Annotated in this window: 14 protein-coding genes; 4 read left to right on the top strand and 10 right to left on the bottom strand. The window is 55.7% G+C overall.

Annotated features, from left to right (window positions below):
- Nucleotides 1-54 precede the first annotated feature (54 nt).
- The 5 genes from TH30_RS03575 to uraH all read right to left on the bottom strand — a co-directional run bounded on the left by TH30_RS03575 (nt 55) and on the right by uraH (nt 5,932).
- The gene (locus TH30_RS03575) at nt 55-528 is read right to left on the bottom strand and encodes a nucleoside deaminase (RefSeq protein WP_220150265.1); all 474 of its coding nucleotides are present in this window, start codon (nt 526-528) and stop codon (nt 55-57) included.
- 108 nt (nt 529-636) lie between these two features.
- Entirely contained in the window at nt 637-1,683 is a 1,047-nt protein-coding gene (xdhC, locus tag TH30_RS03570) for a xanthine dehydrogenase accessory protein XdhC (RefSeq protein ID WP_114096676.1), read from the bottom strand.
- Between the two features lie 4 nt (nt 1,684-1,687).
- The gene (gene xdhB, locus TH30_RS03565; RefSeq protein ID WP_114096675.1) at nt 1,688-4,084 is read right to left on the bottom strand and encodes a xanthine dehydrogenase molybdopterin binding subunit; all 2,397 of its coding nucleotides are present in this window, start codon (nt 4,082-4,084) and stop codon (nt 1,688-1,690) included.
- Nucleotides 4,077-5,570, bottom strand: coding sequence for a xanthine dehydrogenase small subunit (gene xdhA / locus TH30_RS03560; RefSeq protein ID WP_114096674.1), 1,494 nt, complete (start codon nt 5,568-5,570; stop codon nt 4,077-4,079). The genes xdhB and xdhA overlap by 8 nt, the downstream gene beginning before the upstream one ends.
- Nucleotides 5,571-5,578: 8 nt before the next feature.
- Nucleotides 5,579-5,932, bottom strand: coding sequence for a hydroxyisourate hydrolase (gene uraH / locus TH30_RS03555; protein WP_114096673.1), 354 nt, complete (start codon nt 5,930-5,932; stop codon nt 5,579-5,581).
- Between the two features lie 423 nt (nt 5,933-6,355).
- On the opposite strand from uraH, the gene puuE reads away from it, so the two are divergent.
- The 4 genes from puuE to TH30_RS03535 all read left to right on the top strand — a co-directional run bounded on the left by puuE (nt 6,356) and on the right by TH30_RS03535 (nt 9,458).
- Nucleotides 6,356-7,270 carry an allantoinase PuuE gene (gene puuE / locus TH30_RS03550; RefSeq protein ID WP_114096672.1) on the top strand — a complete coding sequence of 305 codons (915 nt, stop codon included), beginning with the start codon at nt 6,356-6,358 and terminating at the stop codon, nt 7,268-7,270.
- A gap of 27 nt (nt 7,271-7,297) precedes the next feature.
- Nucleotides 7,298-7,825, top strand: a complete 528-nt coding sequence (gene uraD / locus TH30_RS03545; protein ID WP_114096671.1) for a 2-oxo-4-hydroxy-4-carboxy-5-ureidoimidazoline decarboxylase — start codon at nt 7,298-7,300, stop codon at nt 7,823-7,825.
- A 93-nt stretch (nt 7,826-7,918) separates the two neighbouring features.
- Nucleotides 7,919-8,938 carry an allantoicase gene (gene alc / locus TH30_RS03540; protein WP_114096670.1) on the top strand — a complete coding sequence of 340 codons (1,020 nt, stop codon included), beginning with the start codon at nt 7,919-7,921 and terminating at the stop codon, nt 8,936-8,938.
- Between the two features lie 13 nt (nt 8,939-8,951).
- On the top strand, nt 8,952-9,458 hold the full coding sequence (locus TH30_RS03535; RefSeq protein WP_114096669.1) for an ureidoglycolate lyase: 507 nt from the start codon (nt 8,952-8,954) through the stop codon (nt 9,456-9,458).
- Between the two features lie 94 nt (nt 9,459-9,552).
- Here the strand turns inward: TH30_RS03535 and TH30_RS03530 are convergent, their stop codons facing one another.
- The 5 genes from TH30_RS03530 to sdhA form a co-directional block, all read right to left on the bottom strand.
- The gene (locus TH30_RS03530; RefSeq protein ID WP_114096668.1) at nt 9,553-10,404 is read right to left on the bottom strand and encodes a delta-class carbonic anhydrase; all 852 of its coding nucleotides are present in this window, start codon (nt 10,402-10,404) and stop codon (nt 9,553-9,555) included.
- A gap of 242 nt (nt 10,405-10,646) precedes the next feature.
- A complete protein-coding gene (locus TH30_RS03520) occupies nt 10,647-11,336 on the bottom strand; it encodes an HAD family hydrolase (RefSeq protein ID WP_114096667.1) in 690 nt (229 codons plus the stop codon).
- A complete protein-coding gene (locus TH30_RS03515) occupies nt 11,333-12,139 on the bottom strand; it encodes a tetratricopeptide repeat protein (protein WP_114096666.1) in 807 nt (268 codons plus the stop codon). Before TH30_RS03515 ends, TH30_RS03520 begins: the two co-directional genes overlap by 4 nt.
- A gap of 164 nt (nt 12,140-12,303) precedes the next feature.
- Entirely contained in the window at nt 12,304-13,086 is a 783-nt protein-coding gene (locus tag TH30_RS03510) for a succinate dehydrogenase iron-sulfur subunit (RefSeq protein ID WP_114096665.1), read from the bottom strand.
- A 25-nt stretch (nt 13,087-13,111) separates the two neighbouring features.
- Complete coding sequence (sdhA, locus tag TH30_RS03505) at nt 13,112-14,908, bottom strand: succinate dehydrogenase flavoprotein subunit (RefSeq protein WP_114096664.1); 1,797 nt, start codon at nt 14,906-14,908, stop codon at nt 13,112-13,114.
- Between the last annotated feature and the right edge of the window lies 1 nt (nt 14,909).

Below are 14,909 nucleotides of genomic sequence, written 5' to 3'. Positions count from 1 at the left end.
TGATTTACAAGGCATTTGCGGTTTTACCGCAGAACGGATTGCAATCAAACGGTCTCAATATGCGATCTTGTCGGTTTTGGCATCCCACGCGGCGAATACTTCGCGCGCCTCGGGTAAATCGACATGAACAATTGGCAAGGAACGATCATGGATCGGCTTTGCCACTTCATCATACAGGAACTGATCATCAAAACCGATGGCAGCAGCATCTTCGCGGCCATTGGCATAATAGATCTTGTCAAGACGGGCCCAATAGATCGCCGAAAGGCACATCGGGCAGGGTTCGCAACTGGTATAGATTTCACAACCCGCAAGATTGAATGTGCCCAGTTTTGCACAGGCCGCACGAATGGCGCTGACCTCTGCATGGGCAGTCGGGTCGTTGTTGGATGTGACATTGTTCCATCCCTCGGCAATCACTTCGCCATTGCGAACAATGATTGCGCCGAACGGACCACCGCATCCCTCTTCCATTTTTTGCCGCGACAAATCCACGGCGTGGCGCATATGGCCTTTGGCGTCACACACAGCCAAATCTCCTTTACGAAACCCCTGATCTGGTCACCAGATCACCTGATTGGGCCGTCATTTCGCGGCCCTTTATCATTAAAAACACCTTCAATGAAGGTTTTAAAATCAACCGACCCCGTCTGATGCGGCTTTGGTCGTCTGATTTTGGGTCATCTGTGCTTCGCGCACAGACAACAATTGCGCGGCAACGGATGCCGCAATCACCACCGGCTGTTTTCCGGTAATGCCTTGAATCCCAATCGGGCAAGTCAAACGACCGATTTCAACTGGACCCAACCCCCGATCAGAAAGCCGTCGAATGAAGCGCGCGCGTTTGGTTTGGCTGCCAATCATGCCAACAAAACCAAGGTCATCGCGCATCAATGCCGCCCGGCAGATGTCAAAATCCAGCGCATGGTTATGGGTCAGGATCAGAACATGCCCGCCTGCCGGTATGTCGGCAACGTCAAGTTCGGGCCTATCACTTTGGCAAATATGAAGGTTTTTACCCTCGATCCCCGCCAGATAGTCTTCGCGCGAATCGACAAGATGGATGTCAAACGGCAAGGGCGAAAGTGCCGCAACCACCGCCTTGCCAACATGCCCCGCCCCGAAAACCCAAAGCGGGGACAGCGCATCATCAAGGCGCAGACATAATGTTTTAACGCCGTTGATGGCAACCATCCCGCCGCGCTCGGTCCCGAACCCGCCCGAAAGCATCGCGGCCTGTGCGCTTTCTGCCCCGGCAATCTGCCATGCACCAACAGCTGTCGAAACCGGCATCATCAACCAGCGCCCCGATTGCGAAACCGGCTGGTCGGCAACCGCTGCCAATGCCGCGCAAAGTGCTTCTTTCTTGGTTTCATCAAGCAGATGAAAACCAACCTCGACCGATCCGCCACAGCACTGCCCAAGCCCCGGCCCCAACGGAAAACGGACAATCTCGGCCGTCGGGATCGACGTCATGTCACCCGCAAGGCATTGGCGCACCCGCAAGGTCACCTGATGTTCAAGATTACCGCCGCCAATCGTGCCCGCAAGGCCATCGCTTGCAATCAGCATGAAGGCACCAACTTCGCGCGGCGTCGATCCCCTGATCGCAGCAACGGATACCAGCATCACCGGGCCGGGCGCAGACAGAAGGTTGATATGATCACGCAGCGACAGGGTCATGACCTTATTCCCCTGCAACCGAAACCGGCTGACCTGATTGCTCGATCATGCGTTTGGCAATATCGGCCACGGCATACAGAACCGCTTCGGGTGTTGCCGGGGTATCAAGGTTCGGCACCACCTTGTGTCCGGCAACCGACGCCACCGCATCGGCAATCGCACGATGCACTGAAATAGCCAGCATCAGGGGCGGCTCACCAACCGCCTTGGACCGGTGAATGGTTTTTTCGACGTTTCGTCCGGACGACCAAATATCAAGCCGGAAATCTTCCGGACGATCCGAACATGCCGGGATTTTATAGGTCGATGGCGCATGGGTCCGGAGGTTGCCCTTGTCATCCCACCAGAGTTCCTCGGATGTCAGCCACCCCATGCCCTGAATGAAGCCACCTTCAATCTGGCCACGGTCAATTGCCGGGTTCAATGAGCGCCCGACATCGTGAATGATATCAACCCTTGTGACCTTGTATTCACCGGTCAGGGTATCAATCAGAACCTCGGAACAGGCCATGCCATAGGCAAAGTAATAGAATGGCCGACCCGACGCGGTTTCACGGTCATAATGGATTTTCGGTGTTGCGTAATAGCCGGTCGCCGATAGCGATACACGCGCCAGATAGGCCTGTTTGATCAGATCGGCAAAGGCAAGCTCGGCCGCATCCCCGACAATAATTTTGCCCGGCACAAAGCGCACAGCCGCCTCGGCGACACTAAATTTCTCGGCAGCAAAGGCAATCAGCCGGTTCTTGATCGTCATTGCCGCATCGCGTGCTGCCATGCCGTTCATATCCGCCCCGCTTGATGCCGCGGTTGCGGACGTATTTGGCACCTTTCCGGTATTGGTGGCTGTGATTTTGATCTGATCAAGATCGATCTGGAATTCTTCAGCGACGACCTGGGCAACCTTGATGAAAAGGCCCTGTCCCATTTCCGTCCCGCCATGGTTCAGATGCACCGATCCATCCTGATAGACATGGATCAGCGCGCCTGCCTGATTAAGGAAAGTGGTGGTAAAGGAAATCCCGAATTTCACCGGCGTCAGCGACAAGCCCTTTTTCAGGACCGGGCTTTGTTCGTTGAACACTTCGATCTCTGCCCGACGTTTACGATAGTCACTGGCTTTGAGGATATCGTCGGTCAGTTCGGGCAACACATTGTCTTCGACCACCATGTGATATGGCGTCGTATTACGATCCGTCGTGCCGTAATAGTTGGCAATACGCACATCCATCGGATCGCGTCCGACCAGCATGGCAATTTCGTCGATGATGCGTTCGATTGCGACCATGCCCTGCGGTCCGCCAAACCCGCGAAACGCGGTATTGGACACAAGGTTGGTCTTGCAGCGGTAGGATCTGATTTCGACATCGCCAAGGTAATAGGCATTGTCGGTATGGAACATCGCGCGGTCAGCAATGGCGGCTGACAAATCAGCCGAAAAACCGCAATTGGTCGCATACTGGATATCAAGACCGCAAATCCGTCCGTCATCATCAAAGCCGACATCATAATCGACAATGAAGTCATGGCGTTTGCCGGTCATGACCATGTCATCATCCCGGTCCAGACGGAACTTGGCCGGACGTCCGGTTTTGACCGCAACGATCGCCGCCAGTGCCGCCCATTGCGATGCCTGCGTTTCCTTGCCACCAAACCCGCCGCCCATACGGCGGACTTCGACCGTTACCGCATTGGCCGGACGACCAAGCACATTGGCAATATTGTGCTGCACCTCCGACGGATGCTGGGTCGAGCAATGCAAAAGAACATCACCGTCTTCCTGCGGAATGGCAAAGGTGATCTGCCCTTCCAGATAGAAATGATCCTGCCCGCCAATCTCCATCCGCCCGGCCCGGCGATGCTTGGCCTTGGCAAGGGCCGATTTGGCGTCTCCCTGCTTCATCACATGCGGGGGTGCTACGAATTGCTGTTTTTCAAGCGCCTCTTCAATCGACAGAACCGCTGGCAGTTCTTCATATTCAATATCGGCAAGCTTGGCCGCCGCACGGGCCTGCGCACGGGTTTCGGCCGCGACACAAAATACCGGCTGACCATAAAACTGCACGATACCATCGGGTAAAACCGGATCGTCATGGGTATGGGCCGGGGACACGTCATTGACACCGGGAACATCTTCGGCGGTCAATACGCACACAACACCGGGTGCCGAACGCACCTTGGACAGGTCCATGCGCACAATCTTGCCGTGCGCGATGGTCGCAGCACCGGGTGCCAGATGAAGCGTGCCATAGGGCTCGATGATGTCATCGATATAGACCGCTTCGCCCGCCACATGTTTCGGACCGCTGTCATGTTTGGAACTGGACCGCACCCCGCCCGACAAACCGGCGGTCGGCGCTATCACCTCATCCATATCGGTTTTGGTAATCTGATCAGACATGGGCTGCCTCCTTGCCAACAAGGCGGGTGGCAATTTCGGGCGCTGTGGTTTCAATGAACAGCTTGGTCAAAAGGTTCTGCGCGACCAGCATGCGATATTCTTTTGAGGCCCGCATATCGCTCATTGGTGCGAAATCCTTGGCCAATGCCAGTTGGGCCGCGTTCAGGCTGGCTTCGTTCCAGTCCTGCCCGATCAGGGCCGCTTCGCATTTGGCAGCCCGCATCGGGGTTCCGGCCATACCGCCAAAGGCCGCCCGGAATTCTGCTACCTTGCCTTCAACAATCTTGATGGCAAACGCCCCAAGAACTGCGGTGATATCCTGATCAAAGCGCTTGGAGATTTTGTAGGCCTTGAACGCAACACCCTCTGCCGGTTTGGGCACAATCACGCTTTCGACAAACTCGCCCGCCTGACGGTCCTGCTTGCCATAGGTGATAAAGAAATCTTCCAGTGCGACTTCGCGTCTCACATCGCCCATACGCAGAACAATCTTTGCCCCCAGCGCAATCAGGGCGGGCGGGGTATCGCCAATCGGCGACCCATTGGCGATATTGCCGCCCACAGTTCCGGCATTGCGGATTTGCCGGGATCCGATCCGGCGCACCAGTTCCCCAATATCAGCAGCAACCTTGCCCAGCGCATCATGCGCGCGGCTATAGGTCACACCGGCCCCGATGATCAGGGCATCTTCGGTTTCCGTAACCGATTTCAGGTCGCCGACATCGCCAATATAAATGATCGGGTCCAGCCGTTTGAGCATCTTGGTCACCCAAAGCCCGACATCCGTGCCACCGGCCAGAACCGTTGCATCGGGATGGGCAACCAGAAGACCGGCCAACTCATCAGATGTGCGCGGCGCATAATAGCGCCCGGCAGCATGTTCGACAGCAAGCGTCCCGGCATCATCAACCATGGCACTTAGCCGAGTTGCAATGTCTGCACGGCGCTTTTGCTCAACCGCGTCATTGGCTGCAATGCCGCCTGCCTTGCGGGCTGCCTCGATAATCGGACCATAGCCGGTGCAACGGCACAGGTTCCCGGCCAGCGCATCATTAATCGCACCCCGGTCATCCTCGCCACCATCCAGCCACAACTGATAAAGGCTCATGACAAAGCCCGGTGTGCAGAACCCGCATTGCGACCCGTGGGTGTCAACCATGGCCTGCTGCACGGGATGAAGGCTGCCATCTTCGGATTTCAGATGTTCGACCGTCAAAAGCTGTTTGCCATCAAGGGTCGGCACAAACTGGATGCAGGCATTGACCGTGCGATAAGCCATCCCACCCTTGCCATCGGGCTCACCCAAAACAACCGTACAGGCGCCACAATCGCCCTCGGCACAGCCTTCCTTGGTACCCGGTTTGCGCTCGGCCAGACGAAGATACTCAAGCACCGTCATCTGCGGATCGACGTCACGCAAACTGCGCTCTTCATCACCCAGAAGAAAACGGATATCAGAACGGAAAGATCCGGTCGCGTTCGCCATGGTCAACCTCAGCTTCCACGATATGTGGAATAGCCAAATGGCGACAGCAACAGCGGCACATGATAATGCGCCTGCCCGTCGGAAATGCCGAACCGGATCACCACCTGATCCAGGAATTTGGGCTCGGGAAGCTTTTCGCCAATGGCGTCGAAATAGTCACCTGCGTGGAACACCAGCTGATATTCACCAGGTTTGAAAGAGGCACCGTCAAGCATCGGCGCTTCGGTGCGGCCATCAACATTGGTCACAGCTTCGGCAACCAGATCATCATGACCATTGCCAAATCTGTGCAGCTCAATGCGGATTCCAGCAGCCGGACAGCCTTTTGCCGTATCCAGTACATGGGTAGTCAGTCGTCCCATGCCGGGCCTCCTCTCTCTTATTCTTAATTTTGTGGTCGATCGCTTCTCCCCGTGGTCGGCATTCTGGTTATGAATTTCTGTGCCGAACCAATTTTGAGCGATTTAAAAAGGGTCGCATTACCACCCGCCCGGGGGAAAGAGGCGATAAAGTGAAACTATATCAATAATTCTTTGAAAAACGAATGTAACTGTTTCAGGCACTATAGTATGTAACAAAGGCAGAAGCCTTGGAAGACCGCGTAAAACGTGGCCCACACCACCTTCCGTCCAGGAACATTATCAAAACAGCCTTGATAGTGCGGCACTTATCCGGTCCGGCCAGCATAAGGTTTATCCCTTGCTGCCCGGTGACCTATGGTTAATGCTACACCAAACGTTCCGCAGGACAAAGCCGGGCGTACAAGAATTCAGGAGAAGGTTCAGATGAACGACCAGACATATGCGCGTGACTTGATCGGTTATGGTGAAAACCCGCCCAAGGCCAATTGGCCCAACGGTGCACGCGTGGCCGTCCAGTTCGTCCTGAACTACGAAGAAGGCGGTGAAAACTGCGTGTTGCATGGTGACAAGGCCTCCGAGGCATTTCTGTCGGAAATCGTCGGTGCCGACATGCGCGAGGGTGTCCGCCATATGAGCATGGAGTCGATCTATGAATATGGATCGCGCGTTGGCGTCTGGCGCATTCTGAACCTGTTCCGCGAACGCCAGATCCCGATCACCATCTTTGCCGTTGCCATGGCCCTTGCCCGCCACCCGAAAGTCGGCGAAGTCGCCATGAAGGACGGTCACGAAATCTGCTCGCACGGTTATCGCTGGATTGACTATCAATATGTCCCCGAAGACATTGAACGCGACCATCTTCACAAGGCGATTGATATCATCAAGGATGTCACCGGCGAACGTCCGCTTGGCTGGTACACCGGCCGCACCAGCCCCAACACCCGTCGCATCGTCGCCGAAGAAGGCGGTTTCCTGTATGATGCCGACGATTACAGTGACGAACTGCCGTTCTGGAGCACCCAGACCGAAAAGCCGCACCTGATCGTGCCCTATACCCTTGATGCCAACGACATGCGCTTTGCCGCCCTTCAGGGGTTCAATTCCGGCGAACAGTATTTCCAGTATCTCAAGGACAGCTTCGATACGCTGTACGAAGAAGGCGCGCATACGCCGCGCATGCTGTCTCTGGGCCTTCATTGCCGACTGGTAGGCCGTCCGGGTCGCTTCGCCGCTCTGAAACGCTTTGTCGACTATGTCCAAAGCCACGACAATGTCTGGTTCGCCCGCCGGATTGATATCGCCCGTCACTGGCGCGAACATCATCCGTTTGGCGGCTAGGAACCGGGACTGAAAGCCAAGATCAAAATGACAGACACCAGTCAATCACAGTTCACCACCCGCCCGCCAAGCACATTGGCCGAAAGCGCCTTTGTCTCGCTTTATGGCTGGGTCTATGAACATTCACCATGGGTTGCCCATCAGCTTTATGAGCGCGGCATCACCGAGGCACTTGATACACCCGCGAACCTTGCCGATGCCATGGCCGCCGTGGTCAATGGCGCGGTTGATCGCGACAAGCTTGCGCTTTTGCGCGCCCATCCCGATCTTGCCGGGAAACTCGCCCTTGCCGATCTGACCGCATCCTCGCAAAGCGAACAGACGGGGGCCGGACTTGATCAATGCAGCGCAGACGAACTGGCCCGTTTCACTGAACTGAACGACCAATATAAACAGAAGTTCGGCTTTCCGTTCATCTTTGCCGTCAAGGGGTTCCACCGGACCGATATTCTTGCGGCCTTTGAACGGCGGGTCAAAAACGATGTCGAAACCGAATTTAACGAGGCGATCAATCAGGTTCATCGCATTGCCAGACTGCGGCTCGAAGCCCTGTAGGCCCGACCCGATCCAGCCCGGCACGCCCGACCGCCCGACCGATTGATTGATTGATAACCGTATAATAAACGACCATTTCAGGATTTTACGACCATGAGCCATCAGGAAAATCACGACGCACCGGAATTTGCACGGAAGTTCGTCAACCTTGCCGATGAACGTCTGGGTGCAGAAGCCATTTTTGCGACAGATGATTTCTTTGCCGACAAGCAGCGCATGCTGCAAACCGCCGATGCGGTGTTTTATCCTGATCGCTATGACGATCACGGCAAATGGATGGACGGCTGGGAAAGCCGCCGCAAACGCGTCGAAGGCCATGATTACTGTGTGGTGCGCCTTGCAACATCGGGCCGCATTTATGGTGTTGATATCGACACCAGCCACTTTACCGGCAACTTCCCGCCAGCTGGCTCGCTTGAAGGCTGCTATTGCCCGAATGGCGATCCGGCAGATGACGCCAAATGGGATGAAATCGTCGCCCCGATGGGTCTCGGTGCCAGTGCCCATCACTATGCCGATGTAACCTCGGATGCGATCTATACCCATGTGCGTCTGCACATCTATCCCGATGGCGGTGTCGCCCGTCTGCGCGTTTACGGTCGTCCGAACCGCGACTGGACAGAAATGGCCACCAAGGGCGAACAGGTCGATCTGGCAGCGATGATCAATGGCGGTGTTGTTGTCGGCTGGTCCGATGCCCATTACGGTAATCCGAACGCCATTCTGGCACCGGGCCGCGGGGTCAATATGGGCGATGGCTGGGAAACCCGCCGCCGTCGTGAACCGGGCAATGAATGGCTGATTATCGAGCTTGGGCATCCCGGCGAGATCGAAAAAATCATCGTCGATACCTGTCACTTCAAAGGCAACTATCCTGACCGTGTGTCGATCCAGGGGGCCTATGTTGACGGCGAAAAGGACAAGTCGCTGCGCGCGCGTTCCATGTTCTGGTCGACCATCCTGCCCGAAAGCAAGATGCAGGCAGACCATATCCATGAATTTGATGCCGCCAGCCTGACCGTCAATGGTCCGGTGACCCATCTGCGTGTCAATTCGATCCCCGATGGCGGTATCAGCCGTCTGCGCATCCTTGGCAAGCCCACCACCAAATAAGGATCGCACAACGATGAAGCTCTCAGTCGAACATCTGACGCCAGATGCCTTCGCCCCGTTTGGCGAGGTGATTTCGATTGCCACCGCACGCGACAGCTATCCGATCAATCTGGGCACCACCACGCGCTTTCACGACATTTCACGTGTCGATGTCGCTGACGAAGGCGGTGCCCCGATCATCAGCATCTTTCGCGGAACGCCCCGGCCCAAGCCGATTGAAATCAAAATGATGGAACGCCATCCGCTGGGATCACAGGCCTTCATGCCGCTTGCGGGTCAGAAGTTCCTGATTGTCGTGGCGTCGGGGACCGATACCCCCAAACCGGAAAACCTGCGCGCCTTTCTGTCGGATGGGACACAGGGGGTGACCTATGCCAAGAATGTCTGGCATCACCCGCTTCTGGTGCTCGAAGAAGACAGCGATTTTCTGATCGTCGATCGTTCGGGTCCGGGCAACAACCTTAACGAAGTTGACCTGCCACTGGTCGACGGCGAAGTCATCACGCTGGATTGGGCATAGGCCCGAAACATCACGTTGCCAGGTGATCAAATCCACCGGCAACGCAAAATTCAATGACGCAGGGCATGACGTGCCCTGCGTTTATTTTTATCCGTCAGTTGATTGGCGAAAGCAGATCCGGGTTGGTGACAAGGTTCCGCACCCCATGGGCGTGGCCTTCGTCAAACGGGTTATCTTTCAACCATGTATCAACCGATGCAATGCCCAGCTTGACGACATCGGGGCGCACACTCCAGGTTACCTGAAAGGGCGATCCCTTTTCGTTATAGCCAGGCCCGGTGGTTGATCCGGCATAGATCACCGGATCGCCAAGGTCGGTCGGCAGACCGGGCACCTGATTAAGGCCATCGACCTCCCTGATTTCAGCCATCCTGGCGAAATCGGCACCCCCTTCTGATACCAGCACGGCAACAACGGCCTCGACCCGCAATTGCGGATTATTGACCGCGTCACTCAGGCAGGTGCCAAGACCATTGCCAAGACTTGCCTGTGCGGTCGAATAGACAAAGTGGATTTCGATGGTATCACCCGGTTCGAGATCACCATGTTCACTGGCTCCAACCGCCATGCCAATCGGGGCCAACTCCGCCTCGGTCAGTTTGCCATCGTATTTGAAGCCCGTGCCAAAGCCATGCCCGTCACCATTACCGGCAAAGGTGGTATATGAACCTCCCTTATGCTCGGCATTTTCATGGAAATGGATATCACACAGCGTCATTTTGCTGACATCGGGTGCGGTGCCAAATACGCGGTGGTTGCTACCTGCCATCATACCAATATCGCGTGGTGACTGGGGCCCAAATCCCTTGCCCTGCGTTGCCGCAGCCAGAGCCGCGCGCTGTCTGGCAATGACATCGTCAGATACAGCATGATGGCTGGAATCCGCGAATGCTGCGAAGGACACCAGTGCAGCAGTCACACCAGTCAAAAGAAACGTCCTGAACATTGTTTTTCTCTCTCCAGAGGGCGCTGGCAAATAGGTAAGGGCCGCTGGCAGGGTTACAATAGACGGAAACCTGAATGGGAGAAGGATAGTACTGCTCAGTCTATATTTTTTACTAATATTAAATTGCAAATTATAGCTGACAATCGGTCCATCATGGATCGATCCGATCCGGGCAATAACCTTAACGAGGTCGATTTGCCACTGGTCGAAGGTGAGGTCATTACGCTGGACCGGGCATAAACCTAGCCCCTGATCTGGCCCACCCCGATCAAACCAAGATCACGCAGATAATAGTGCAAATCGGAACTGTTGCCTGCGACATATTCGGCACCGGCGTCAAGCAAACCATCACCATCACGCTCGGATCGATGGGCCCCACCAAGAAATCCAACCGCCCGCATACCTGCGGCCTTTGCGGCAATCACACCTGACGGGCTGTCTTCAATCACAAGGCAGCTTTCCGGTGACCACCGGCATGTCTCCGCTGCCAGCAGGAAAACGTCCGGCGCAGGTTTGCCCCGTGCCACTTGCTCGGCCGAAAAAATCCGGTTTTGGAAAAATCCATCAAGCCCGGTCAGGCCAAGACACAGATCAAGCCGTGCGAGATCACTGCCCGAGGCAAGTGCAAAGGGCACAGAAAGATTTTCCAGCAGATCTGGCATGCCCGCGACAACCTCAAGATCGGTCTCGAATATGCGGGCAAGTTCAGCTTCACAACGTTCCTGATAAGCAACCGGATCAATATTCACGCCAAAGCGTGCATTAAGCTCTGCCACCATCTCGCGATAGGCAACACCGCCAAAGCTGCGCGCAATTTCCGTCGCATTCAGGGTGATACCATATTCCGGCAACATCCGTTCATCGACCGCAAAAGACAGAATTTCACTGTCAATCAGGACACCGTCACAATCAAAAATGATATTGCCGATCATTGTGCCGGCTGCACATTTCCTGCGCCATTCAGATCAAGGGCCAGCAACCGTTTCTGAATGGTTTGCGAAAGCACCGGCCCCGCCCCGGCCTGAAGGGCACGCTGATAGGCCGCACGCGCCATCTCGGCCTTGCCCATGGCAAGGGCATTATCGGCAAAATGTGCAATATGCTCGGCCGTCGGCATCGCCTTGTTCACCCGGATAAACACCTCTTCGGCTTCCTGATAACGTCCCTGCCGATACAGGATCAGCCCATAGGTATCAAGTGCACCGGGATCATCGGGGGCCACCGACAATGCCTGTTTTGAAAGACGTTCTGCCTCGGTCAGGTTTTCACCGAGCACCGCATAATGATAGGCAAGCCAGTTCGCGGCCCCCATATTGCCCTGTCCGGCAGCATGATAAGCCTCGGCCGTCATGGTATCGTTATAGGACTGAATAACGCTTTCAATCGCGACCTGATCAAGACCATCCACCCAGGTCAGACCGACCCGAACCGCCTTGCAGCCTTGCGCATTGGCCTGACTGCACATGGCAACGGCCTCTTCCACCGCGCCCAGCACGGTTGCCTTGGGGCCCGCAGCATATTCCTTGCCATTGGCATCACGCGCCATGGCCTTGAAATCAATCATCGCCCGATAGCGATCATCAAGCTTCTGTTCGGTCGGCGCGGCAAACATGTCCTGGGGTTCCCAGTTCGAACCGGTATCGCCACAGGCCGCGAGACCAAGCATCAAACCAACCCCCGTCAGGGCACGAATGGATGAAACACGAAACTGGCAACGCGTGAACAAGACAGTCATTCCCTATATTTCAGCAAGAAAGCCGGTCACCATCATACCCCAATTGCGTAATTACGGGGTTAACATCCTGATGACAGACGAAAAAGCCGCCGGGATCATCCGATCTCCGGCGGCTTTAACATATTGGCGTAAAACGCCATTTTCAGAGCAACACACCCAAAGGCTTAGGCGCGGCGTTCTGCGATCATCTTTTTGATTTCGGTGATCGCAAGGGCCGGGTTCAGGCCTTTCGGGCAGGTGTTGGTGCAGTTCATGATCGTGTGGCAACGATACAGGCGGAACGGATCTTCGAGTGCATCGAGACGTTCACCGGTATATTCGTCACGCGAATCAGCCAGCCAGCGATATGCCTGAAGCAGAACAGCCGGGCCGAGGTAACGGTCAGAGTTCCACCAGTAAGACGGGCACGCGGTCGAGCAGGAGAAGCACAGAATGCATTCCCAAAGACCGTCAAGCTTGGCACGTTCTTCACGCGACTGCAGACGTTCACCATCCGGCGGGGTCGGGCTGTCGGCTTTAAGCCACGGCTCGATGGAAGCGAGCTGTGCATAAGGCTGCGACAGATCCGGCACCAGATCCTTGACCACCGGCATATGCGGCAGCGGATAGATTTTTACTTCGCCCTTGATGTCTTCGATCGGCTTGAGACACGCAAGCGTGTTACGGCCATCGATATTCATCGCGCACGAACCGCAAATGCCTTCACGGCACGAACGGCGGAAAGTCAGGGTCGCGTCGATCTCGTTTTTAATCTTGATCAGCGCGTCCAGAACCATCGGACCACATTTGTCGAGATCAATATCGTAGGTATCGGTACGCGGGTTATCGCCGCTATCCGGATCAAAACGATAGATCTTGAACGAACGGACATTCTTCGCGTCAGCCGGAGCAGAGAACGATTTGCCCTCTTTCACGACCGAATTGGCGGGAAGATTGAATTCTACCATCTCTCAAATCCTCTCTTGCCGCGCCTTAATAGACGCGCTCTTTCGGCTCGATATACGACACTTCATCGGTCAGGGTGAAGTTGTTGACCGGACGATAGGTCAGATCAACGCCATAACCCTTCTCGGTGTCGACAGTGGCGATCGTGTGCTTCATCCAAACTTCGTCATCGCGCTTCGGATAATCTTCGTGGGCATGTGCACCACGCGATTCATGACGCGCTTCTGCCGAATTCATGGTTGCTGCGGCACAGGTCATCAGGTTCTCAAGTTCGAGAGTCTCGACCAGGTCCGAGTTCCAGATGAGCGAACGATCCGAAACGCCGACGTCGGGAAGCGTCTTTGCGGTCTCGGAAAGTTTGCCAACGCCCTCTTTGAGGATTTCCGAGGTACGGAACACGCCGCAGTTGCCCTGCATGACGCGCTGCATTTCCAGACGGATATCCGCAGTCGGACGCGAACCTTTTGCCCAGCGCAGACGGTCGAAACGTGCAATCGCCTCGTCGCCATCGGTGGTTTTGAGTTCCTTGAACGGTGCCTTGGTATCGACCACTTCGGCGGCATGAAGACCACATGCACGGCCAAAGACAACAAGATCGAGCAGCGAGTTGGTGCCCAGACGGTTTGCACCATGGACCGACACGCAAGCTGCTTCACCAGCCGCCATCAGGCCCGGAACGATTGCGTTCGGGTTGTCAGCGGTCGGACGCAGAACTTCGCCCTTATAGTTGGTCGGAATACCGCCCATGTTGTAATGGACCGTCGGAAGAACCGGAATCGGTTCCTTGGTCGCATCAACACCGGCAAAGATTTTCGCGGTTTCGGTAATACCCGGCAGACGTTCCCACAGCACTTCCGAACCAAGATGTTCAAGATGCAGGTGGATATATTCGCCGTGCTCGCCAACACCACGACCGTCACGGATTTCCTGTGCCATACCACGCGACACGACGTCACGCGATGCAAGGTCCTTAACGGTCGGCGCATAACGTTCCATGAAACGTTCGCCTTCGGAGTTGGTCAGGTACCCACCTTCGCCACGTGCGCCTTCGGTGATCAGGCAGCCCGAACCGTAAATGCCGGTCGGGTGGAACTGAACGAATTCCATGTCCTGAAGACCAAGACCCGCACGGGCCACCATGCCATGACCGTCACCGGTACAGGTATGTGCCGAGGTGCAGCTAAAGAATGCACGGCCATAACCGCCAGATGCCAGAATGACCATCTTGGCATTGAAGCGGTGCAGCTCGCCGGAATCCAGATCCCAGGCAACCAGACCTTTGCACGAACCGTCTTCATCCATGATCAGATCAAGGGCGATATATTCGACAAAGAATTCTGCTTTGTGCTTCAGGCACTGCTGATACAGGGTATGCAGCATCGCGTGACCGGTACGGTCAGCAGCAGCACAGGCACGTTCAACCGGCGCCTTGCCGTGGTCGCGGGTGTGACCACCGAACGGGCGCTGATAGATTTTACCGTCTTCGGTACGCGAGAACGGCATGCCGTAATGTTCAAGTTCATGAACCGCCGGAACGGCGTTACGGCACATATATTCGATCGCGTCCTGGTCACCAAGCCAGTCGGAACCCTTGACGGTGTCATACATATGCCACTGCCAGTGATCCTCGGACATGTTGCCAAGCGATGCACCGATACCGCCCTGGGCAGCAACGGTGTGCGAACGGGTCGGGAAGACCTTGGTGATACATGCAGTTTTCAGGCCGGCTTCAACCGTACCGAGCGTCGCGCGAAGACCCGCGCCGCCTGCACCCATAACGACGACGTCGTAGTTATGGTCGATAATTTTATATGATTCAGTCATT

Origin of the sequence: Thalassospira profundimaris (genome assembly GCF_003326795.1) — a bacterium.
Lineage (GTDB): Bacteria > Pseudomonadota > Alphaproteobacteria > Rhodospirillales > Thalassospiraceae > Thalassospira > Thalassospira profundimaris_C.
This window is presented reverse-complemented; position numbering and strand designations above follow the sequence as displayed.